Annotated in this window: 22 protein-coding genes; 13 read left to right on the top strand and 9 right to left on the bottom strand. The window is 51.9% G+C overall.

Going from position 1 to position 23,406, the window contains the following annotated elements:
• Window positions 1–510 (top strand): hypothetical protein (locus tag VFG09_06710; protein HET6514837.1); only part of this gene is annotated, 510 nt, incomplete at its 5' end.
• 228 nt (window positions 511–738) lie between these two features.
• Here VFG09_06710 and VFG09_06705 read toward each other — a convergent pair.
• Together VFG09_06705 and argH are read right to left on the bottom strand one after the other, a co-directional pair.
• Window positions 739–1,656, bottom strand: coding sequence for a hypothetical protein (locus VFG09_06705; GenBank protein ID HET6514836.1), 918 nt, complete (start codon window positions 1,654–1,656; stop codon window positions 739–741).
• A complete protein-coding gene (argH, locus tag VFG09_06700; GenBank protein ID HET6514835.1) occupies window positions 1,653–3,029 on the bottom strand; it encodes an argininosuccinate lyase in 1,377 nt (458 codons plus the stop codon). The genes VFG09_06705 and argH overlap by 4 nt, the downstream gene beginning before the upstream one ends.
• Before the next feature lie 61 nt (window positions 3,030–3,090).
• Here argH and thyX point away from each other — a divergent pair, with 61 nt between their 5' ends.
• From thyX to nrfD (VFG09_06650), 10 genes are all read left to right on the top strand, one after another.
• Window positions 3,091–3,825 carry an FAD-dependent thymidylate synthase gene (gene thyX, locus VFG09_06695; protein HET6514834.1) on the top strand — a complete coding sequence of 245 codons (735 nt, stop codon included), beginning with the start codon at window positions 3,091–3,093 and terminating at the stop codon, window positions 3,823–3,825.
• 138 nt (window positions 3,826–3,963) lie between these two features.
• Window positions 3,964–5,253 (top strand): glutamate-1-semialdehyde 2,1-aminomutase, encoded by a 1,290-nt coding sequence (gene hemL, locus VFG09_06690; GenBank protein HET6514833.1) that lies wholly within the window; start codon window positions 3,964–3,966, stop codon window positions 5,251–5,253.
• A 21-nt stretch (window positions 5,254–5,274) separates the two neighbouring features.
• Window positions 5,275–6,258, top strand: a complete 984-nt coding sequence (locus VFG09_06685; protein ID HET6514832.1) for a cytochrome c3 family protein — start codon at window positions 5,275–5,277, stop codon at window positions 6,256–6,258.
• Between the two features lie 48 nt (window positions 6,259–6,306).
• Window positions 6,307–7,302, top strand: a complete 996-nt coding sequence (locus tag VFG09_06680) for a NapC/NirT family cytochrome c (GenBank protein ID HET6514831.1) — start codon at window positions 6,307–6,309, stop codon at window positions 7,300–7,302.
• A gap of 85 nt (window positions 7,303–7,387) precedes the next feature.
• Window positions 7,388–7,864: a cytochrome c3 family protein gene (locus VFG09_06675; GenBank protein HET6514830.1), complete on the top strand. Its 477-nt coding sequence runs from the start codon at window positions 7,388–7,390 to the stop codon at window positions 7,862–7,864.
• Entirely contained in the window at window positions 7,861–8,646 is a 786-nt protein-coding gene (locus VFG09_06670; GenBank protein ID HET6514829.1) for a 4Fe-4S dicluster domain-containing protein, read from the top strand. The genes VFG09_06675 and VFG09_06670 overlap by 4 nt, the downstream gene beginning before the upstream one ends.
• Before the next feature lies 1 nt (window position 8,647).
• Window positions 8,648–9,901: an NrfD/PsrC family molybdoenzyme membrane anchor subunit gene (nrfD, locus tag VFG09_06665; protein HET6514828.1), complete on the top strand. Its 1,254-nt coding sequence runs from the start codon at window positions 8,648–8,650 to the stop codon at window positions 9,899–9,901.
• Between the two features lie 80 nt (window positions 9,902–9,981).
• Window positions 9,982–10,539 (top strand): cytochrome c3 family protein, encoded by a 558-nt coding sequence (locus VFG09_06660; GenBank protein ID HET6514827.1) that lies wholly within the window; start codon window positions 9,982–9,984, stop codon window positions 10,537–10,539.
• A gap of 12 nt (window positions 10,540–10,551) precedes the next feature.
• Window positions 10,552–11,481, top strand: coding sequence for a 4Fe-4S dicluster domain-containing protein (locus tag VFG09_06655; GenBank protein ID HET6514826.1), 930 nt, complete (start codon window positions 10,552–10,554; stop codon window positions 11,479–11,481).
• A 12-nt stretch (window positions 11,482–11,493) separates the two neighbouring features.
• Entirely contained in the window at window positions 11,494–12,741 is a 1,248-nt protein-coding gene (gene nrfD, locus VFG09_06650; protein ID HET6514825.1) for an NrfD/PsrC family molybdoenzyme membrane anchor subunit, read from the top strand.
• Between the two features lie 76 nt (window positions 12,742–12,817).
• On the opposite strand, the gene VFG09_06645 is transcribed toward nrfD (VFG09_06650), so the two are convergent.
• Window positions 12,818–14,023: an HD domain-containing phosphohydrolase gene (locus VFG09_06645; protein HET6514824.1), complete on the bottom strand. Its 1,206-nt coding sequence runs from the start codon at window positions 14,021–14,023 to the stop codon at window positions 12,818–12,820.
• A gap of 74 nt (window positions 14,024–14,097) precedes the next feature.
• Here VFG09_06645 and VFG09_06640 point away from each other — a divergent pair, with 74 nt between their 5' ends.
• A complete protein-coding gene (locus VFG09_06640; GenBank protein HET6514823.1) occupies window positions 14,098–14,220 on the top strand; it encodes a hypothetical protein in 123 nt (40 codons plus the stop codon).
• On the opposite strand, the gene VFG09_06635 is transcribed toward VFG09_06640, so the two are convergent.
• Genes VFG09_06635 through VFG09_06625 form a run of 3 tightly spaced genes read right to left on the bottom strand, consistent with a single transcriptional unit; the run spans window position 14,221 to window position 16,588 of the window.
• Window positions 14,221–15,081: a multiheme c-type cytochrome gene (locus VFG09_06635; GenBank protein HET6514822.1), complete on the bottom strand. Its 861-nt coding sequence runs from the start codon at window positions 15,079–15,081 to the stop codon at window positions 14,221–14,223.
• The gene (locus VFG09_06630) at window positions 15,078–16,172 is read right to left on the bottom strand and encodes a cytochrome bc complex cytochrome b subunit (GenBank protein HET6514821.1); all 1,095 of its coding nucleotides are present in this window, start codon (window positions 16,170–16,172) and stop codon (window positions 15,078–15,080) included. The genes VFG09_06635 and VFG09_06630 overlap by 4 nt, the downstream gene beginning before the upstream one ends.
• A gap of 5 nt (window positions 16,173–16,177) precedes the next feature.
• Entirely contained in the window at window positions 16,178–16,588 is a 411-nt protein-coding gene (locus VFG09_06625; GenBank protein HET6514820.1) for a ubiquinol-cytochrome c reductase iron-sulfur subunit, read from the bottom strand.
• A 141-nt stretch (window positions 16,589–16,729) separates the two neighbouring features.
• Between VFG09_06625 and VFG09_06620 the strand changes: the two genes are divergently transcribed.
• Window positions 16,730–17,509, top strand: a complete 780-nt coding sequence (locus tag VFG09_06620; GenBank protein HET6514819.1) for a L,D-transpeptidase family protein — start codon at window positions 16,730–16,732, stop codon at window positions 17,507–17,509.
• Window positions 17,510–17,539: 30 nt separating this feature from the next.
• Here VFG09_06620 and VFG09_06615 read toward each other — a convergent pair whose 3' ends face one another.
• The 3 genes from VFG09_06615 to VFG09_06605 are packed head-to-tail and all read right to left on the bottom strand — an operon-like array spanning window position 17,540 to window position 23,379.
• A complete protein-coding gene (locus VFG09_06615; protein HET6514818.1) occupies window positions 17,540–20,818 on the bottom strand; it encodes a CusA/CzcA family heavy metal efflux RND transporter in 3,279 nt (1,092 codons plus the stop codon).
• Window positions 20,819–22,075 carry an efflux RND transporter periplasmic adaptor subunit gene (locus VFG09_06610; protein ID HET6514817.1) on the bottom strand — a complete coding sequence of 419 codons (1,257 nt, stop codon included), beginning with the start codon at window positions 22,073–22,075 and terminating at the stop codon, window positions 20,819–20,821.
• Entirely contained in the window at window positions 22,072–23,379 is a 1,308-nt protein-coding gene (locus VFG09_06605) for a TolC family protein (GenBank protein ID HET6514816.1), read from the bottom strand. Before VFG09_06605 ends, VFG09_06610 begins: the two co-directional genes overlap by 4 nt.
• Window positions 23,380–23,406: the final 27 nt, after the last annotated feature.

The following is a 23,406-nucleotide window of genomic DNA, read 5'->3' as shown; positions in this document are numbered from 1 at the left end:
TGGCTCTACTGGAGCTGGTTTATTCTCCTCGTCGGGGCGCGGGTCTCTTTTTACCACCAGTATCCCCGTCTCCTTGATTTCAGAAAAGAGAGCTTGCGCCTGAGCACCAGACAGAGGGAGAAACTCGCAATGCTCATCATGTTTCTCATAGGCTACAATTTCTATTACAACAAAGGCCCGTGGAAGCTCGACTCACTCCTCAGTCGCCTCGTCCTTCCGCCAGATATGGTTCAGGACATGCTCTTCCTACTGGAGAAAAAAGGTCTCATTTTCTCCATGGGCGATGAACGGCAAGCCTATCTCCCTGCAAAGGACATAGAAACAATCTCACTCAGGGAGATTTTCGACTCCGTGAGAACGGAGGGCGAGGACTCTCTTCTCCTGGACGCCAAATCACTTACCCTGCCGGAGATTGAGGATATCATGAAATGCGCTGACGACTCTCTGGCAGCCTCCCTGGGTAAGACGACGATCAAGGATCTCGTCCTCTCTCACAAAGGGGTAATGTAGACTTCCGGCATAAAACTACATTATTCGGGAAGGCAGGCGTGGCGAGAAGACCTGTACTGCGATACCTCTCATGGTTGCCGACTGCCGCTGAGTGCTCGATGCAGGAAATCACCCTCGGCGAAGTCCTCACAGTACCTTACTGTCGGAATATCATCGCGTGTACAGGGCTGCGATCCAAGCCAGCCTGACAGTTGTTCGAAACATTAGAGCCTAGCTAATCCGCTGTTGCTACTCCCCTTCGAGTGGAGCGCTTTCTGAAACCGGCCCCACTGCACGTATCATATAACGGATCTTCCTGCCGGTCCTTTCGATGTCTGTAAAGGTGGGCGTCTTTACCTCCCCCATCTGAGTAAATCCGGGATCCCCTTCTCTCTTTCGGTAAACCCTGTATCCCTTTATCCACCATTCCGGGCTTTCCCTCCAGATAAGGAATATCTTGTCCTCATCTCTAACGATGCGCAGGTCCGATGGCGGAGATGGGACAAAGTCTGAAGGCCCAACCTCAATTTCAGGAGAAGGATATCCCTCATCGAGGATCTTTGTGTTCAGCAATGCCCTCACCTGGTAATAAACAGATTTCTCAGGCGACAGGAGAGTATCCCGGAAAGACAGGCCACAGAGGGGCTCCGTATTGAGCGGTGTCGCCCCATACGTACGCTTTTCAAAACTCCTGTACATGTTATAACAGACGTCCTTCCCTGAACCGTCCCAGGAGAATTCGATGAAATCAGACTTCACGCCGAACCTGACATGCCCCGGAGGAGGCGGCGGAGATTTCGGCGTTACGGTGATTGCGTCCGAGTCATTGCCAAGAACCTCCTTCAGGCTCTCGGCAACCACCTTATATCGGTACGTACCATCTACCTTGAAGTTTCTGTCATGATAAGAGCCGCTGTCGTTACTCACAAATGCGATCTTCTCAAAACCGTTGTTCGCGGATCTCAGGATAGGGAATCCCTTCAGCTTTTGCCTCATGTCGTCAGGATAACTCCACGAAAGGATTACGGCATCCTCCCTATGGACAGCTGTTAGACCAGATGGCGGCACGGGTTTTTCAAAGGCCTTGAGAGTCGGCGGACCTTTCTTACCGCAGCCAAGAATGAAGAGGGAAAGGACTACAAGGGAGAAGACCGACCGAACCTTCATGTGCGAAGGAGCCTTTTAATCCTCGTAATCTGCTTTCTCACCTCTGTCACGGAAGTCCCGCCCCTTGATCCCCTCGATGCTATCGAGCCTTCTGCGGTGAGATAGGGGTAGATGTCTTCTTCGATGAGGGGGGAAAAGCTCTTCAACTCTCCTCTGTCGAGGTCGGCAAGACGTTTGCCCTTCTCGATGCAGTGAAGGACTATTCTGCCCGTCACCTCGTGGGCCTCTCTGAAAGGCATGCCCTTTCTGACGAGATACTCTGCGACATCCGTAGCCGTAGCATAGGCGTCTGAGGCGGTGCCTGCCATCCTCTCCCTGTTAAAGCGTATACGAGGAACCATCTCGGCAAGCACGGAGAGCGATGCCTTCACCGTATCCACAGCATCAAAGACCGGTATCTTGTCTTCCTGCATGTCTCTGTTGTAAGAGAGCGGCAGTCCCTTCATCGTTGTCAGGAGAGAGATGAGTGAGCCGTAAATCCTGCCTGTCTTCCCCCTGATGAGCTCCGCCACATCGGGGTTCTTTTTCTGAGGCATGATGCTTGAGCCTGTCGTAAAGGCGTCGGGGAGTTCGACAAAGGAGAACTCCGCTGTCGACCAGAGGACCAGCTCCTCGGAGAGCCTCGACAGGTGCATGATGAGGATGCTTGCGTCCGCAAGGAATTCGAGGGCAAAATCCCTGTCGGAGACGGCATCCATGCTGTTCTCCATAACACCTTCGAACCCGAGAAGCTTTGCCACGTATTCCCTGTCTATGGGTAACGAGGTACCTGCAAGGGCGGCGGCACCGAGGGGAAGTACATTCACCCTCCTGAAGGTCTCCGACAACCGTTCCCTGTCGCGGTTCAGCATCTCGACATAGGCGAGAAGATGGTGTGACAGGAGAACGGGTTGGGCCCTCTGCAAATGGGTATACCCAGGCATGATAACGTCAATATGCCTTTCTGCCGCCTCCGTCAATCTCTTCTGAAGGTCTTTTACAGCCGCTCCTATCAGGCCGATCTCATCCCTGAGATAAAGCCTGATATCGAGGGCCACCTGATCGTTCCTCGACCTGGCAGTATGGAGTTTTTTCCCCACATCTCCGATCTTCCTGATAAGCGCCGTCTCTATGTTCATATGGATGTCTTCGAGGTCCTGCCTGAACCTGAACGTTCCTGAAGCTATTTCATCCTCTATCTCCTTCAGCCCCCTGATGATCCTCCGGGAATCACCCTTCGGAATGATCCCCTGTCTCCCAAGCATCGCGGCATGGGCAATGCTCCCTTCGATATCGTATTTCCAGAGGCGGCTGTCAAAGGAGATGGACTGGGTGAAGGATTCAACAATCCCCGCCGTCCTTTCCTTGAATCTTCCTGACCAGGGTTTCTTCATGGCTAAGAATAAAATTTCCCGCTTCTTGTGTCAAGGGTTTTCATCGTGATATCATAGCCCCATGCCCGAGTCAAGACTGAAGGTAATCCTTTTGCGCCATACCCCTAACCCTGAAGAGACAGTTGCAATGGCTGCGAAGCTCTGCTACAGCCCTGCCGACATCGCTTCGCTGAAGAAGAGGATCGAGGAAAAAGACCAGAAGGAATTCGTCCGTAAGCTCGTGCAGATGGGACATATGAGTCCCATCGAACATGCATCATTCACCTTTGCCATCGAGGGCATATCAAGGGCGTGCTCCCATCAGCTCGTCAGGCACAGGCTCGCATCCTATTCACAGCAGTCCCAGCGGTACGTCAGTGAAGAGGCGGGCTTTGACTACGTAATCCCGCCTGTGCTCAGGGAAGACCGGGAACTCAGAAAGGTCTTCGAGGACTTTCTGGAGAAGGCGCAGGAGGCCTACACCCTGATCACCCAAAGGCTGAACGAAAAGGGCATAACGGGCGAGGCCGCAAACCAGGACGCCCGTTTTGTCCTGCCCAATGCCGCTGAGACGAAGATTATGGTCACCATGAATGCAAGGGAGCTCATCCATTTCTTCAGACAGCGCTGCTGTCTCAGGGCTCAATGGGAGATTCGGCAGATGGCGGTGGAGATGTTCAAGCTTGTAACAAAGGTTGCGCCCCTGCTCTTCGAAAAGGCAGGCCCCGCCTGTCTCTACGCCCCATGCCCCGAAGGAGCCTATACCTGCGGAAAGATCAAAGAAGTGAGGAAAGGTTTTCGTTCCCTCACGATCTAGTTCCGGCATAGACTCTTCCGGCAATCCAACACAATCCAAAGGGCTTTTGACAAGAAAACGGCCTTTGTTCTATCATAGGCATCCTGTGTTATAATAAAGAGTTTGTATTTTCCTTCTTGCCGGCGAAAGGAGCCTGAAATGAACTGGAAGAGATCGAGAAAACTCTTTGAACGGGCGGTCAACGTGATTCCCGGGGGCGTCAACAGTCCTGTGAGGGCCTTCAAGGCTGTGGGAGGGAACCCTCTTTTCATCGACCATGCAAAGGGCTCGAAGATCTACGATGCCGACGGAAATGAGTATATAGACTATGTGCTCTCCTGGGGACCGATGATACTCGGCCACGCCCATCCGGCAGTTATAAAAGCCCTGCGGTCAGCACTCGCAAAAGGCACCAGTTACGGCGCGCCAACGGAACTCGAGACAGAGCTTGCCGAACTTATCCTGAAGGCCTACCCTTCCATCGAGAAGGTCAGGATGGTGAGTTCCGGAACTGAGGCGACGATGAGCGCGATCAGGGTGGCGAGGGGATACACCGGGAGGGACAAGATAATCAAGTTCGAGGGCTGCTATCACGGCCATGCCGACGGACTCCTCGTAAAAGCAGGTTCTGGCGCAACAACTTTCGGTGTTCCGGACAGCCCCGGCGTACCCCGTTCCTATGCAAGAAACACCATAACCCTTCCTTTCAACGACGTCAGGAACTTTAGGGAGACCGTCAGGAAAGACTGGAGATCTCTCGCCTGCGTCATTCTCGAACCTGTTGTCGGTAACATAGGGTGCGTATTGCCGGTGCCGGGATTTCTCGAGACCCTGCGGAAGGAAACCCAAAAATACGGCATCGTCCTCATCTTCGACGAGGTGATGACAGGGTTTAGAGTTGCCTACGGAGGGGCACAGGCGCATTACGGGATAAAGCCCGACATGACCTGCCTCGGCAAGATCATCGGAGGCGGTATGCCTGTGGGCGCATACGGCGGGAAAGGTGAGATCATGGCCATGGTCGCTCCGGAAGGTCCGGTCTATCAGGCAGGTACCCTTTCTGGAAACCCCGTCGCAATGACCGCCGGCATTGAGACCCTGAAGGTCCTCTCGAGAAAAGGCACATACGAAAGACTCGACGGGACCATGGAGCGCCTTGAAGAAGGATTGAAGGACGCCGCCGGAAAGGCAGGTGTCACGACGCGGTTTTACAGGGCAGGAACGATGTTTTGCAGCTATTTTACCGACAGAGAGGTCATCGACTACCCCTCGGCAAAAACCTCTGATACCACGAAATTTGCCCGGTTCTTCATGGGAATGCTCGAGAGAGGCATTAATATAGCGCCCTCACAGTTCGAGGCGGGCTTTCTCTCCCTTGCTCATACAGCGAAGGACATTGACAAGACGGTACGAGCTGCATATGAGACTTTCAAGGAAATCAGACGATAACTGAGGGAAGGAGGATTGGCTGTGCTTGACAAGATAACAACCTGGTTTACTGAAAGACTGTCACGGAAGGCAAAGATCCTCATCATGGTCTTTCTCTTCCTCTTCCTCCTTTCAGCAGGTACCGTCGGCTACAAGATCAATGACTATTTCGAAAACGATCCCCAGGCCTGCATCCTCTGCCACGTTCATGACTCAGCCAACGCAGCATGGGCAAGGAGCGAGCACAACAGGGTAAACTGCCATGACTGTCACCATTCCACAAAGCAAGAACAGATGGTGCAGATGTACAAGTTCGTCTTTCTCGGCCACAAGACCGTATCCCCGAGGCACGGGGAGATCATCGTAAAGAAGAGATTCTGCATGAACTGCCACTGGGAGAAGAACAAGAAGTACCCGGACGCGCCAAACGTCTCGAAATCGCAATACCACATACGGCATGCGACAACAGCAAATCTCGAGTGCACGCAGTGTCATGGATACGTTATCCATAAGTTCCCGACTGAGGAGAGGTTCTGCCTGAAGTGTCATATCGGCAAAGACGTCCATGGTACGGGCATGGAGAAGCTCGCCTGCCTCAACTGCCACACGGAAAGGACGAAGAACCTGAGGCCGGGAAGGAAGAAATGTCTCTTCTGTCATGGCGATGAAGAGGTGAGACAGGAGCTCATTGCCGGCGGGACGATCGACGTAAAGCATTTCCAGCCGTCGCCCGATATCATCAGGAAGGCGATAAAGATCAATGTCCCTGACAGCGCACCGATGCAGTTCTACTGCTATGAGTGCCACCAGCCCCACAAGAGGGTGAGACCTGACTGGAATGACTGCATGAAATGCCACAGCAATGTCCCCTCAACGGGTAAGCACGAGTACCATATCAAGGTCGCGGGAATGCAGTGCAAAGACTGCCATAAACCCCACGTATGGACCGTAACAGAGACCCAGGCGAGAAAAGACTGCGTGAAGTGTCACCCGTACAAGGATCCGAAGACGTTCCTGTCACTATGACGGAAGGGGAAAGAAAAGGATGAGACCAGTCCAGGGAGGTTTTAGATCATGAATCCGTTCAGACCGGTCAAGAACTTCTTTTCAAAGATCAACCAGGGAATGTCCGTTACGGCAAAGGCGATCATCGCAGTCCTCCTCATGGTAATACTCACCGGAAGCGGTGTCGTAGCCTATAAGTTCTATGATTTTACCCAGAACAATCCGAAGTTCTGCGTGAGCTGTCATATTATGAAACCGGCCTTTGAAGCGTGGGAGAAGAGCGAACATACCGGAATAAACTGCCATGAATGCCATCACCTCACGATTCCCGAACAGAACAGACTGCTTATAAGCTTTGTTCTCCACAGACCCACGTCCGTTCCGGAACGCCACGGCAAGGTCATTGTTCCCTGGAAATACTGCATTCGGTGCCACTGGGAGAAGGACGAGAAATTCCCCAAGGCCCCGATGATCAATCAATCAACACTCCATGCAAAGCATGTATTCATGGAACAGGTGGAATGCTCCAAATGCCACGGTTATGTCGTACATAAATTCACGCCGGAAGAGCATTTCTGCACAAGGTGTCACAAAGGCAAGGAGGTTCACGGCACGGGGATGGAAGCCCTCGCCTGCCTTAACTGTCATACCGACCGGACGACTGACCTCAGACCCGGGAGAAAGAAGTGCCTCTTCTGTCACGGCGGAGAGGAAGTGAGGAGAGAACTGATCGCCGACGGTACGATCGATGTGAAGCACTATCAGCCTACAAAAGAGACCATCGGCAAGGCTCTCAAGATATCGGTCCCGGCCGATGCGCCGATGCAGTTTTATTGCTACACATGCCACAAGCCCCATGCGAAAGTAAGACCGGACTGGGGAGACTGCCTGAGCTGTCACAGAAACATCATCGATGTTGGAAAGCACAATCTCCATATTAAAGTCGTCGGCATGCAGTGTAAGGAGTGCCACAAACCCCATGTGTGGCGCGTCACTCCTGAGAGCGGAAAGAGAGCTTGTATTAGATGCCACGAATATCGAGACCCGAAACGATTTATTGGCTAATTCTACGCAAGAGGGTATACTGGCGCGACGTTTTTTCCGGCGTAACGAACGATCGTACTTCATCTGATAAGGGGAGGTAGTTTCCGTGAAGAGTCATGTCTGGCGACCGCTGTATGCAGTCATCGGCATCATTGCCGTCATACTGATAATCAGAGTATTCTACGTGCCCAAGAGTTTCGGTGTCTGGGAACGTGGTTATATGTACGGATGGCATAATAAGAATAATGAGGAATTCTGGAAAAACTTCACGGTCAAGTACAAGTTCGACAATACCTACTGCAAAGACTGCCACCCCGACAAATATGAAAGCATCATGCAGACCCCCCACGCGATCATAAACTGCGAAAACTGCCATGGTCCTGCCCTCGACCATCCGTCGGACCCGCCCAAGCTCCAGATCGACAGGAGCAGGAGCCTCTGCCTCAGGTGCCATTATCCCCTCGCCTATCCCACAAGCGGGAGGGCGAATATCAGGGGGATAGATCCTGAGCAACATAACCCTGGTATAGACTGTGTCATGTGTCATAACCCCCACAACCCGAGATTGGGAGGCTCGAAATGATCACGAGAAGAGACTTCTTGAAAAATACAGCCAAAGGGATAACGGGCTTGACCCTGCCCCTGGCGGCACTCGAAATCATGGACCCGAAGGAGATCCTTGCCGCAAAAGGCGACAAACCAAAGGTGAGGTGGGTCTTCCTGGTGGACACGTACAAATGCGTCGGCTGCGGCATGTGCGTGAAGGCATGCAAGAACGAAAATGAGATACCCTATGACGCCAACGTCACGAGGACCTGGGTCGAGAGATATGTGCTGACGAAAGAGGGAAAGCTCTTTGCCGACTCTCCCAAGGGGGCAAGGGACGGCTTCACCACGAGCAAGATCGACCTCGGTATAGCGGGTTTCCAGGATATCAAGAAAGAAGATATCAACAAGGCCTTCTTTGTGCCGAAACTCTGCAATCAGTGTGAAAACCCGCCCTGTGTTCAGGTCTGTCCTGTGGGCGCCACGTATCAGCGACCGGATGGCATCGTGCTCGTTGACCGTACATGGTGCATCGGCTGCGGATACTGTATCATGGCCTGCCCTTACGGAGTGAGATTCTTCCATCCCGTCTACCATACGGCCGAGAAATGCACCTTCTGCGTCCACCGCCTCTATAAGGGCATGAAGACCGCCTGCGTCGAGGCATGTCCCTTCGGCGCGAGGATGGTCGGCAATATCATGGACCCCAATGATCCCGTGGCCAAGACGATTAAGACGGAAAGGGTCGGGGTCTTAAAGAGCGAATACGGAACAAAACCGCAGGTTTACTACGTCGGTTTGGATGAGGAGGTACGATAAGATGGTTCACGGAGAAGCATGGACCCTGAAGGAGTTATTTGTCTTACCGAATGAATATATCTACTGGAGCATCCAGATCGTCATGTACCCTTTTATGACAGGTCTCGTCGCTGGGGCCTTTGTCCTCTCATCCCTTTACCATGTCTTTGGAGTGAAGCAATTGAAAGAGATAGCTCGGTTTGCCCTCGTCTTCTCCTTTGCGCTGCTCTTTGCCGCCCCCATGCCCATCGTCTTGCATCTCCAGTTTCCTACGAGGGGCATCAATGTCATGATGACCCCCCATTTCACCTCTGCCATCGCCGCCTTTGGTATCGTTTTTTTCACCTATGGAGCGATCGTTGCGTCCGAACTCTGGTTCCTCTACCGGAAGCGCTTTGTGGAGATGTCCTTATCCCTCAGAAAAAAGCAGGACAAGCGTCTTTCTGAGAAGATCCAATATCTCATTTACACGGCATTGACCCTTGGAGTCTTTGATATCAGCGAGGAAGCCCTCCACAAAGACGAAAAGACGATCAAGGTTCTTGCAGGGCTCGGGATCCCCGTTGCCTGTTTCCTCCACGGCTATGCAGGGTTCATCTTCGGCTCGGTCAAGGCGAACGCTCTCTGGATGACACCCCTCATGCCGGTCATCTTCATCATGTCCGCAGTCGTCTCAGGTATCGCCCTCTGCCTCCTCACCTACATCGTCACGATGGAAATCAGAAAAATACTCGCTACGCGGAAGAAGACCGCTTACCAGATATACCAGTCCAAGGAAGAGTTGAAGAGTGTCGAGATCAACGTCGTCAAAATGACGGCAAAGTACTTGCTCCTGTTCCTGGTTTTTGCCATAAGCCTTGAACTCCTCGACCTCATCTTCCGGGGTTACACCGCGGTGAAATCGTGGGATGTTCTCAGGAGCGTCATCTACGGCAGGGACTTCACCAATATCTTCATTCTCCAGTACACCTGCGGCAATCTTATTCCCCTTATCCTTTTCCTGACGCCGGGGTTGACCATAAGAAGGACGGTCATCGGTGTTGCCCTCGTCCTTTTCGGTGTCTTCATGATGAGGTACAATGTTGTTATTGGAGGTCAGGCATTCTCTCTGACCTTTGCGGGTTACATGCACTATCATCTTCCGATCATCCCCCATAACTGGGAGACCCTGAAGGAAGGCTTTTTCGGAGCGCTCGCCATCTTCATCATGCCCTTCGTACTCTTCTACTTCATCACGAAGATATTTCCTGTGTTCAATCTTAAGGAATCGCATTAGCCTCTCTTTTTTACGGGCAAGGTGGATAAATGCTTGCAATGGCATGAAAGAAGAGATTAGTATATAAAATAAAAGAGAGTGTGGCAGCAGTAAAAAATCCTAACGGGGAGTACAGGGTAAACATGAAACATACCAAGACGGTCTTCTTTATCCTTATGGTCTCTTGTTTCTGCCTTCCTTTTTCGTTCTCCTTCGCTGAAACCACGGAACAGGACATCCCGAAGAAATTTTTTGTCCCTCCCCCGCCTTTTAGCGAGGGGATATTCCCCTGCTCACAATGTCATCAGGGTATGCCGGTAAACAGAAAGCCGAGAAAGCTCGAGGGGATGCATCAGGATATCATCCTCAACCATATGCCCGGCGGATGGTGCTTTGACTGCCATAATCCCGATAACAGGGATACGTTGCGACTCGCCAATGGGACGATCGTTCGGTTCGAGGAATCGTACAACCTCTGCGGTCAGTGTCACGGCGTAATACTGCGTGAATGGAAGGCCGGTCTCCATGGCAAGAGAACAGGAATGTGGAACGGAGAAAAACAGTACCGCCTCTGCGTCCACTGTCACTGGCCCCATGATCCGAGGTTTAAGCCGATCCAGCCTTTGCCTCCCCCAACATCACCGTATGATATCAAATAGTAGAGGTGTTTGATGAAAGAGAGCATGAGTGGAGATAAGAGAGAGATGACGATAAACCGTCGCACCTTTTTGAAGGGTGCTGCAGTTGGACTGGCAGGCACAATGCTTCCGCTCGATAAGGCAGACGCTTCTTTCTGGGAGGCCTTTTTCCAGAAACACTTCAGGGAAATGAACGAAACTGAGATAAAGAAGGTCATAGAGCGCCTTGAAAGAGAGTATGAGCAGAAGTACAAGAAGGCGATTTCGATAGGCAACGAGAAGGCTCTCCCTGGAGTCTTGTTTGGATACGGTCTCGACCTGTCAAGGTGCATCGGCTGCAGACGCTGCGTTTACGGCTGCGTTGAGGAGAATAACCAATCCAAAGACCCTCAGATCCACTGGATAACGGTGTTGAGATTCAAGAAGGGTAATAAATGGGTCGACCTTGAAGAATCAGAAAAATACTACAGCCCTTCTCAGGTGCCGGAGCCGGGGTATTTCTACATGCCCGTCCAATGTCAACAGTGCGAGAATCCTCCTTGCGTCAAGGCCTGTCCTACACAGGCGACCTGGAAGGAACCCGACGGCATCGTCGTGGTGGACTATAACTGGTGTATCGGCTGCAGATACTGCATGGCAGCATGTCCTTATGGTGCACGCCGCTTCAACTGGGGGGAGCCCAGCAGGAAGACCGAGGAGATCAATCCGAAAACGCACTATCTCGGAAACCGCCCGCGTTACAAGGGAGTGGTCGAAAAATGCACCTTCTGCATTCAACGGTCAAGGAACGGGAGGTACCCTGCCTGCGTGGAGGCTTGTCCCGTGGGCGCAAGGAAATTCGGAAACCTCCTTGATCCCAAGAGCGAGATCAGGTACGCCATCGAGAACAAAAGGGTTTTCCGCCTCAAAGAGGATCTCAATACAAATCCCAAATTTTATTACTTCTTCGCATATGGAGTATAGGAGGGACCGTCCATGGCTCACATCATAAAGAATTTCTTCATCGCCCTGAAACAGGTCTTTATAGGCGGAACAAAGTACTACCTCTGGATAGGCTTCCTTTCGATCTTCATCATCCTCGGATTGAGCGCCTATATCGACCAGATCAACAGGGGACTCATCATGACTGCGATGAGGGACCAGGTCTCATGGGGGTACTATATATCGAATTTCACGTTCCTCGTGGGCGTTGCTGCAGCAGCCGTCCTGCTCGTAGTCCCCGCCTATGTCTATAATTTCAAGCCGATAAAGGAGATCGTGCTCTTCGGAGAATTGCTGGCAATAACGGCGATAACGATGTGCATACTCTTTATCCTTGTCGATATGGGCCAGCCTCTCAGGGTATGGCACATCCTGCCGGTGATCGGCACCATGAACTTCCCGGTATCGCTTCTCGCCTGGGACGTGCTGGTTCTGAACGGATACCTTGCGATCAATACGCTGATATCTTTTTATGTCCTTTACAGGCTTTCCATCGGGAAGGAGTATAAGATGTCCGTCATCGGGCCTCTCATCATACTCTCCATCCCCTGGGCAGTCAGCATACATACGGTAACGGCTTTTCTTTACAACGGCCTTTCGGCCAGGCCCTTCTGGAATGCTTCGATCCTTGCACCACGCTTTCTTGCATCGGCCTTCTGTTCGGGACCTGCCCTGATGATCATTCTCTTTCAGATCATCAGAAAACTCTCTGAAGTCGAGATCGACAACCGGGCAATCTTCAAGATCGCCGAATTGATCGCCTACGCAATGGCCATTAACCTTTTCCTCCTCGGCGCAGAGGTCTTCAAGGAGTTCTATTCAGGAAGCATCCACTCCTACCCGATCAAATACCTCTATTTCGGCCTTCACGGAAAGGTTCGTCTTGTGCCGTGGATATGGTTCGCCTCGGTATTGAATATCACGGCATTCCTCCTCTTCCTCCTCCCGAAGACCAGGGAGAACTTCACGACACTCAATATGGCATGTATCTTTGTTATCACAGGGGTGTATATCGAGAAGGGCATGGGTCTCGTGGTACCCGGCTTTGTCCCTGATACCCTCGGAGAGATCTATGAGTATTCTCCCACGACCCCGGAAATTCTCGTGGCAATCGGCATATGGGCCACAGGCGCACTTATCTATACGCTGTTGCTCAAGTTTGCCATCCCGATTTATACCGGCAAGCTGAGATTCGCCACCAGAGAACAAAAAGGATACGGCGTATCGTCAACCCAGGTGTAGGAGTAATACGAGGCAAATAGTTCCCCGGCATTGTCCTTAGAGTTCTCAAGAGGGGCTACCGTCGTGAGCGCAATTCCTATGAAAAGATCCGGATAAAGGTCTCCATGACCATCTCATCATAATGGTTTTTTTCCTGCCTGAGAATGTCAAGGGCCTCAAAGGCCTTCTTCTTCGGTGACTTGATCTTGTTCGACACCATCGTGTCATAGGCGTTCGTGAGCCCTACGATCCTTGCAATGAGAGGAGCCCTGTTGTCCGTGATTCCGGAACCTGTAAGTTTCCCCTGGTGGAACTTCGCTATCTCGATGGCTTCTGCGGGAACTTTCTTCATGCCGTTGAGGATCTCCACGCTTTTGAGGGCGTAACCCTGGTAGATGGAATGCTCTTCGCTGGAGAGATTGCCGGCCTTGTCAAGAAGATCATTCGCGATTGTCGTTTTCCCGATATCGTGGAGTATGGCACCAATGGAAAGAGGCGTTATCTCGTCCCTGGGGATGCCGAGATTAGAACCGAGGACAGCAGAGAGAAGCATCACATTTACCGAATGGACATAGAGATAGAAGTCGTAGAGGTGGGAGCAGGTCATTTGTACGACCAGATGTTTGTGGTCAATGATGAATTGAGACATCTCTATCGTCGCCTCTATCAGGTCGTCGAGGTAGTCATCATTCGACACGTCGCTGAAAAGTCTTTGCGTTTTGATCTTCAGGAGTTCCCTCATGAGAAAGTGTTTTTCAAAAACAGGGTCTTCTCTGAGTCCCGAGAGATAGGTCTCATAGGCATCGAGCTTTGAAACCGGTATTACAATGTCGTATTCAAGGTCTTTTATTTTCTTCACGATCAATTCACCAGTCAGGTCTTCTATGAGAGGAATCTCACCGAAGGTGGGGAACTTCAGGATGCCGATCCTCAGCTTGGTTGCCACGTCCGCCGTAATAAGGTCCCTTCTCAGGATGAAGCTTCTCTCCTTATGATAGGAGTAGTCCTCGAAGAGCACGCGCTGCCCCCTGTCTTCCCTGATTACCTTTGCCATTTTCCGGAAGTTGTGGTAATCCGCCAGGTCCCGCTCTTTGATAAAGAACTCCGTGAGGGACTGCATGGCCAGGATCTCTCTCGCTATGTCGCAGAAGACCGTGTTCTTCGAAAAGAGGAACTTTATGATGTTTCTATCCTTTGCGAAGACGTCGAAGGGGATCCTCAAGCCGTCAACGAAGCTGGATTGGTCTACCGGGACGAAGACTTCATCCGGGGTGCAGGGGACTATGCGAATCGTAGTGCTCATGCAACCAACCCTCCCTCTGATATTCTAACGGCCTTAGATGCCTCAATTCAATGATTATTATGGTTGCAAGAGGGATGAAGAGAGAGGACCATGCCCATGTCCTCGGGGGAATTCATCACATGAACAAAGGAAGGAACTTAGACATAAGAAAATCTATGCCATTCTCCGCCGGGGAGAAAATCCCCGAAATACTCTGATCACTCCTTGGGAGTCTTTGTGAGAGCGAACACCACGATGCCCATAGCAGCGAAGAGAAGCATGATGAAGGCAGAGAAATTCTTCCTGAAACGGAGTTCCTTAAAGGTGTCCTGCACCCCCTTTTCGAGGACGTTTAACTTCTTTGTAAAGTCATCTGTCCTGTCTTTGACAAGGGAGACGTCCACGGTGTGGAAGATTGCCCGAAACTCTGCCTGGGTACTGAAAAGCGCCCTTTCATCATCCTCATCAAATACGCCTTCAGCCCTCAATCTCCTGAAACTGCTCTCCAACTCTCCGATCTTCTTCTCCGTGAGGAAGAGGGCCTGCTTCATGGTCTTCGCGCGCTCGTAGGAATGGCATTTTGAACAACGCTGCTCATTGATAATATCAATGCTCGCCTTCTGAATATTATGGGAACCGTGACAGGTCGTGCAGTTCGGTCCCTTAACCGAGGACTTCAACGCCTTCCCATGGCCGCTGTCGAGATAGTTCCAGTAAATGCCGATATGACACTTGCCGCAGAACTCAGGAATTTCAACATACTTCGGACTCCCGACAAAGCCCCTCTGACGGGACATCGCCATTGTTGCATCTTTTGAGTCTCCGCCGTGACAGTCGTGACATGACACTTTATTCTGAGCGTGCCAGCTCGCCCTCCATTCTTCCGTGATGGTCCGGAAGGCCGGCTTCATCTTATCAGAGCTGTGACATTCTATGCAGACGTCCTCCTCGGCCTGCTCGCCTGCCCAGGGCTTTGACATGAACTCTTTCTCAAATTCCTCTTTATACCCTCCAGGAGCGAATGAAGGCAGAATAAAGACAATGAGCACTGTCAGCAGCAACAGGTATTTCCTGCTCATGAGCGCCTCCCCAGGAACATGAGCACAATCCAGAGAGCCATGAGAAAGATAAACACACCCCGCAACAACGGTCTCTTCAGAATATTCTTTTCCTTCTGTGTGTCGAAGAAAGGCCACAAGAGGAAAATACCGACGAGGATTATCTGTATACTGATACCGAGAAATTTATTCGGCACCAGTTTCAGCATCTCGTAGGGTCCGAGGAAATACCACTCAGGCCTTATCTGAGCAGGCGTCATGAGAGGGTCAGCAGGAGTATTGGCCTCTTCGGGCAGGAATAAGGTCGGCATAAAGCTGATCGCAAAGAACATGACGGCGATATAGAACATGACCATCATGACTTCCTTCTGAAACAAATAAGGATAGAAAGGATAGCCGTCGGGATGGGTCTTCTTGATGTATTCAGTCAACGGCCTCCTCTCTTCGTCCGAGAAGCCGAAGGGGGTCGCAGAAATACCGATGCGTTTTATAAGGAATACATGCAGCGCCAAGAGAGAGAGGAATATCGGAGGCAGGATCGCGATATGGAGCGCAAAAAACCTGCTCAGCGTGGTACCCGTCACATGGTCGCCGCCTCGCAACACCTGGGCAATAAAGTCGCCCACCAGGGGAAAGGCTGTCGGCATGGAGGTAACAACCGTTGTGGCCCAATAACTCAACTGCGTCCATGGGAGGAGATAGCCGCTCAGGCCGAATATAAGCGTCACGAGAAGCATCAATCCTCCACCGACCCATGTCAGTTCCCTCGGCCTCTTGTAGTTTCCCATGAGAAAGACGGTGATCATATGGAGGAAGACGGCGGCTATCATAAGGTTGCTGCCGACGACATGCATCTGCCTGAAAAGCCAGCCGTAAGGAACTCTGCTCATAATATCCTGAACGCTTCTGAACGCATGTTCAGGATGGGGGATATAATAGATGAGGAGGAAGATACCGGAAATTACCTGAATGACATATCCGACAAGGGCGACAACGCCGAGGGTATAGAAGACATTGATATTCTTCGGAACCCTGTTTTCCGTAAGCTGGGTCTTCACGATATCGTCGAGACCTATCCTCACTTCTAACCAATTCCTTACTTTGTCGAGCATATCTCCTACCCTATTACAATATTGTCGCCTTCCACTCTCAGAGGAAGCTTCGGCAGAGGTTTCGGCGGAGGACCGGAGAGGACATTACCTTCAAGGTCGTATATTCCCGCATGACAGGGGCAGACCAACCTGTTGTTGTCTTTATCATATTCGACGAGACACCCGAGATGGGTGCAGACCTTCGAGAAGGCGATAAACCCCTTACCCGCTCTGTTAATGACAATGGCAGGGGAATTGTTGACTACGATGTTCTTAGCGCCTCCGACAGGGACCTCGTTTTTCTGGAGAGTCACTTTTCTGGCTTTTGCTTCTGCGCTCGGAGGAGCGAGGAACCGTACCAGGGGATAAACAAAAGAGGCAAAGGAAATCGAACCGAGCAAGGCTAGTAACGCCTGCAGGAAATTCCGTCTCTTCATCGCACCTCGTTACCGGAAAGACAGTCTTATTATTTATTTCTAGCATTGTACGAAAAAAGCGTTTCTGTTGTCAAGAGTCCGGCAGGATTGGGATGCGACGTCTTGCATTTTTTTCATCAAAAAGTGTAAAGTTGAGACGATATGCATCTTCCGGGAATGATCAGGAAACCATGGTTGACGATCATGGTACTGTTCCTCTTCATTTCCGCGACTGCCGGGCACAGCTCCGTCAACCATTCCTATCATCAAAAACCTCCTCGATTCGGGGAAAGCTCCCTTCCAGCGGGGAAGCGATCAGTTGAAGAAGTAATTACACATCTCGGGCCCAAGGCAGAGGCCCGCATCAAGCCGTTCTTTGAGCGGGTAGGAGCGGTCTATCCCCCTTTCCATATCGCCCTGATCGGTTTGAAGGAGGAGCGGAAACTCGAGCTATGGTCTCAGGGGGACGACGGCGCATGGCTCCATATACGCACCTATGAAATCCTTGCAGCGAGCGGTACCCAAGGCCCTAAACAGAGACAAGGAGATCTTCAAGTTCCTGAGGGTCTCTACCAATTGGTCGAGTTGAACCCGAACAGCAGGTTTCATCTCTCCATGAAGCTGAATTATCCCAACGACTATGACCGTCAGAAGGCAGAGGACGAAAACCGGACTGACCTGGGCGGGGATATCTTCATTCATGGCAAGGCAAAATCCAAGGGGTGCATCGCAGTTGGCGACCGCGCTATCGAAGAGTTGTTTGTTCTCGTGGCGACGGTGGGCCTCGAAAATGCCGACATCATTATCATGCCCGCCGACCTTCGAGGAGGCCTTCGCAGCCGGGCTGTGACGTCGGGGCCTCCATGGCTTCCGGAATTATATGAGAGCCTTGCACAGGAGACACTGAAGTTTCGGGTCGGAAACGATACCCTTGTTCAGTAATTTCTCCTCTCGAAAAACCTCAGCCCATAACTACGATGAGGCGAGGCTTCCCGCTTTCTTCATCACCCTTCCCTTCCAGATCATGTAAATGGCAGGATAGATTATAAGTTCAAGGATCGTGGAGGTGATAACGCCTCCCACCATAGGTGCGGCGATGCGCTGCATCACATCTGTTCCTGCCCCGCCCTTGAAAAGGAGCGGAAAGTATTTTCCCAGGACACCGCCGCTCATCATAATCGGAACAAGGCCCGCAAGAATGACGCTCACGGTCATGATCTTCGGCCTTATCCGCTTCACCGCTCCGTACATGACCGCTTCCCTCAGATCATCCATGGTGCGAAGGCGCCCTTCCCTTTTCCATTGTTCATACGCCAGGTCAAGATAGAGAAGCATGACAACACCTGTTTCAGCATCCAGTCCTGCAAGGGCGATAATGCCGACCCAGACGGCAATGCTCATATTGTAGTCGAGAAAATAGAGAAGCCAGAATGAACCTACCAGGGAGAACGGCACGGCCAAAAGGACGATCATCGTCTTGGTGAGCGATTTGGTGTTAAGGTAAATAAGCACAAAGATGATAAGTGCAGTCAACGGGATGACGAGTACCAATCGTTCATGGGTCTTGACAAGGTACTCATACTCGCCGCTCCACTGGAGCCTGTAACCATCAGGGAGTGCGACCTTGTGTGCCACTTTTTCTTTTGCCTCTTTCACGTAACCGCCTACATCACGGCCGGAAAAATCCACATAGACATAATTGGCAAGAAGCCCTTCTTCACTTTTTATCGATGTAGGTCCCTTCACAATCTTTACATCGGCAAGTTCCCCGAGGGGGATGTGGGAAAGGCTGCCGGCTCTCGGGCCGTCCGACATGCCGGGCAGGCCAACCCCCATGGTGACGGGAACAAATATCCCCTTTATCTTTTCGACGTCATTTCTCAGCTCTCTCGCATATCTCACATTGACCGGATAGCGCTCTCTTCCCTCGACCGTCGTGGTGAGGTTCATTCCCCCGAGCGTACTTGCAATCACCCCCTGAATATCGTCCATTGAAAGGCCGTACCGTGCGATCTCTTCACGCCTGGGCCTGATATCGAGAAAATAACCCGTGGTCACCCTTTCGGCATATGCGCTCCTCGTTCCGGGGACCGTTTTGATGACATCTTCCACCCCTGTAGATATCTTTTCGATTACATCCAATTTTGGCCCGAGAACTTTCACCCCCACAGGCGTTCTGATACCGGTGGCGAGCATGTCGATCCTTGCCTTGATCGGCATGGTGAATGAATTCGATACGCCGGGGATCTGGAGGGCATCATTCATCTCGTTCTTGAGCTTTTCCACATCCATCCCCTCTCTCCACTGTGACTCAGGCTTGAGGTTGATAATGGTCTCGAACATCTCCAAAGGCGCTGGATCGGTCGCTGTCTCAGCTCGTCCTGCCTTTCCAAAAACCTGTGCCACTTCAGGAATCTTCTTCAGGATTCTGTCCTGAACCCGGAGAAGCTGGGACGCAACCGAGATGGAGGCAGCGGGGACCGTGACCGGCATATAGAAGAGCGTTCCCTCATAGAGAGGGGGCATGAATTCAGAGCCCAGTTTCCTAAAGGGAATTACTGTTAAAACCAAAATGACGGCAGCGATGATGATGACAGCCGACTTAAACCTCAGGGCGACTCGAGCCACGGGTTCATAAACCTTTCTCAAAACGACACTGACAGGATGGTTTTCTTCGGGATATATGGTGAACAGGTATTTGAGCACCGGTATCCTCTTCAAAAAGGGTATGTCGTCACGCACAAACATGCTCATGAGCACCGGCGTGAGCGTAATCGCAAGGAAGGAGGAAAAGAGCATGGCAAAGGTCTTTGTGTATGCCAGCGGCTTGAAGAGCCTCCCTGCCTGGGCCTGGAGTGTAAAGATTGGGAGGAACCCGACGGTGATGACGAGGAGAGAGAAAAAGAGCGACGGGCCCACTTCCTTTGCCGCATCGATAATCACATCGAACCTGGTACATTCTTCTCTCTTCCCGAGGTCGCATACCCACTCCTCCATTTTCTTGTGGGCGTTTTCGACCATGATAATTGAGGCATCGACCATGGCACCTATGGCTATGGCGATACCGCCGAGGCTCATGATGTTTGAGGTAACGCCGAGGTAGTACATGCAGATGAAAGATATGATGATCGCCACCGGCAGAGTCAGTATGACGACAAGGGCACTGGGAAGATGGAAGAGGAACACAATGCAGACGACGCTCACTGCCAGTGAAAGTTTGATGATCTCTTCCTTCAGGGTATTGATGGATTCATGGATCAAATCCGACCGATCATACGTAGTGACGATCCTGACCCCGTCCGGCAGGGACGGCCGGATCTCTTTCGCGATCTTGTCCTTTACCCGGTCTATAACGTTCAGGACGTTTTCACCAAAGCGGACCACAACTATTCCCCCTGCCACTTCACCTTTTCCGTCAAGGTCGGCGAGCCCCCTGCGTATCTCCGGTCCGAGTTGAACCCTGCCCACGTCACGCAAATACACTGGAGTCCCCGCGCCGTTGGTGCCGACTGCGATGTTCTCGAGATCACCGACGGTCCTGATATATCCCCGCCCCCTTACCATGTACTCCACCCCGGACATTTCAAGGACACGGCCCTCAACGTCATTGTTGCTCTTCCGCACTGCATCCATGATCTTCATGAGAGAAATGTTGTAGGCGGAAAGACGGTTCGGGTCTATGGTGATCTGGTACTGCTTCACGAATCCGCCCACGCTCGCTACCTGGGAAACGCCTGGCACGCTTTCGAGGGCGAGCTTGATGTTCCAGTCCTGGAGTGAGCGGAGCTGAGAGAGGTCGTGCCCTCCCTTCTCATCGACGAGTGCGTAGCTGAATCCCCAACCCACGCTGGTGGCATCGGGACCGAGCACGGGGTTAACGTCCGCGGGGAGCTTGCTTCTCACCGACTGGAGATACTCAAGGACCCTGCTCCTCGCCCAATAGATATTCGTTCCCTCCTCAAAGATTACATAAATAAAGGAGCTGCCGAAAAAAGAGAATCCTCGCACCGCCTGGACCTTTGGTGCGGCGAGGAGGGTTGAGGTTATGGGATAGGTTACCTGGTCCTCAACCAAATCAGGGCTCCTCCCTGCCCAGTCCGTGAAGATGATGACCTGGGTATCACTGAGGTCGGGTATTGCATCGAGGGGGATCTTGGTAAGTGCCCAGTACCCCCAGCAACAGAGGAATATCACCATCAGGAAGATGATGAACTTGTTCCTTGCGCTGAATTCGATAACCTTGGCTATCATTCAGTGTTTATGGCCCCCAAGGGGTGTGACACCTTTGAGTTGCGCCTCGGAATCGATGAGGAAGGCCGCGGACGAAGCGACTCTCTCTCCTGCTTTCAGACCCCTGAGCACCTCCCTGAACCCTTCGGAACGCAGGCCGAGTTCGACCTCCCGTGGCTCGAAGTTGCCTTCACCTCTGTCAACATAGACGATCTGGCGCGTGCCCGTATCAATGACAGCATCATCAGGGATGGCGAGTTTCTTGCCGAGGTTGATCCTTACCTCAACATTGGTAAACATCTGGGGCTTCAGTTGGTCCCTGGGATTGGGGATCGTGAATCTGATTTTCCCGGTTCTCGTTTCGCCCGAAAGGCTCGGATAGAAATAATCGATTCTCGACGAAAACTCCTTTCCGGGAAAGTAGCTCAGGACGATTGTTGCCGTCTGTCCAACCTTTATCATCGCCAGATCGTATTCATAAATATCGGCGATGATCCATACCGTGGAGAGATCGGCTATGTCGAAGAGCTTTTCTCCCGGCATGACTCGCATGCCCTGCAGCGCCGTCTTCTGAATAATATAACCGCTCACCGGGCTGTAAATTGTGAGCGTCCTTGTCGGTTTTTCCGACTCCCCGATCTTCCTGATCTGATCATCCGATATATCCCAGAGCTTGAGCCTCTGCCTTGCAGCCTCAACGATAGACTCAGCGTCCTTAGAGAGCATGGCATTGATCGTTTCATTCTTCACTTCCTTGCCCTGCCGCGCCCATCTCAGGACATTTATGAATTCCTGTTGCGTCGCCACGAGTTCAGGGCTGTAGATCTCGGCGAGGGGCTCACCTTTCCTGACAAGCCTACCGGTATAATCAACATAGAGCCGCTCTATCCAACCCTCAACCTTCGTATTCACCGTTGCCAGTCTCCTCTCGTCGTATTCGATCCTCCCGACGGTTCTGATGACCTTCTGTAAGGGCCTCACCGACACGACAGCGCTCTTCATGCCGATAAGTTGTTGCTTCTCAGGAGGTATCTCGACGGTGGGGGCTTCTTCCTGAGCTTGTGACTGTGATGATACTTCGTTCCCCTGGGGGTGAATCTTCTCCCTTGCCTCCTCAGCCGGACGAGTCTCACGTCCGGATGCGGGTTGTGCCTTCTGGACCGTCACAGCCGGATTCCCCGCTACGTTCAGATGAAAGAGGCCGGATTTCGAACCATACCAGAGCAACCCTCCTGCCAGGATCAATCCGCCGATGACAAAGAGGTATGATTTCTTCACTGATCGTTCCTTCCTGAGTCCATCGTCCCTGCGACAGCCTGAAGCCGGGCAATCGCCTTTTCCCTTTCGGCAAATTGAGCCCAGTAAAGCGTTTCATAATCGAGGAGGGATCTCAGTCTGTTTATCACGGTCAAGGCCTCAACCTTCCCGGTCGTATACCCTGCAAGGGCCGCCTCGAAGTCCTGGTAGGTCTTCGGGACGAGGCCGTTCTTGTAAAGATTCATGAGTCTCTCAGCGGTCTTGACCATGGTATAATTGTCCCTGATTGTTGAAGAGAGCATCAATTTTACCGCTTCGAGGTCGTGAACAGCCTCTGACAAAAGAGCTTCCTTCTCAAATACAGCCTGGCGCTGTTTCGTCTTATAAAAGAGCGGGATGTTGATGCTCGTCGTAAGACTCCACATATCCTCGAACTCCCGGGCCCTCTTGAAATACTCTGCGTTGACTGTGAAGTCGGGATAGTACTCCTTCCTTGCTATCTTAACCGCAATCTCAGCTGCCGAGATCATCTCCTCTTTTTCTCTCACCATGGGTGAATGTTGGACATGGGTGGCGAGGAGTTCTTCCATGGACGTTGCGAATTCAGTCTCCTTTTCCTCGACGGGCCTGCCGACGGGAGCGTTGATATTCCTGCCGACCGTGGAGTTGATCATGGCCTCGAGAGATTCTATTTTTTGTTTCACCATCTCCTCTTTTTCCAGGAGCATATACTTCTCGGTCTGTACCATGAGGACCTCCTGCTGAAGTCCCAGACCCGACGAATAGCGCGCCACAGCAGCGTCTTCCAATCTCGAAAAGAGGGCGGCCCTGTCCCTGATGATATCGATGCTCTTGTAAGCAAACAAGAGATCATAGTAAAGTCCCTTGACCTTTTCTATGGTCTTCAGCCGTATACTGCCTGAGGCAGCCCTGAGCCCTTCGGCCTCCTTCGCAGCCATTTCGCCTTTCAGAGAGAGCTTGCCGGGATAGGGAAACGACTGGGAGGCGGTAAACATCCACTGTGAGCCCTCTTTATCGCCATAGGTGTATTTCTTGAAACTCTCGTTCTGGTACCCAAATGTGACCATGGGGTCAGGGAGGCTCGTCACCTGGGGTATCCTGAACCTTGAGGCAGAGATCCGTGCTTCGTTCACGAGGATCTCGTGGTTATACTTCAGGGCATCGTCGATAAGATCTTGAAGCCTCAATTCACCCTCGGCGGCACCGCCGCAGCGAATCCAGGAAAAAAACGAGAAGAGCGTGAGAAGCAGGACGGACGCGAGACGAAAAAGAAAGGTCTTCCCCGTCTGCCGCCTTGTTCTCATGCTGCCCGCGTCCTCATGCATCACGCA

It is taken from the genome of Thermodesulfovibrionales bacterium, from assembly GCA_035686305.1.
GTDB lineage: Bacteria > Nitrospirota > Thermodesulfovibrionia > Thermodesulfovibrionales > UBA9159 > DASRZP01.
This window is presented reverse-complemented; position numbering and strand designations above follow the sequence as displayed.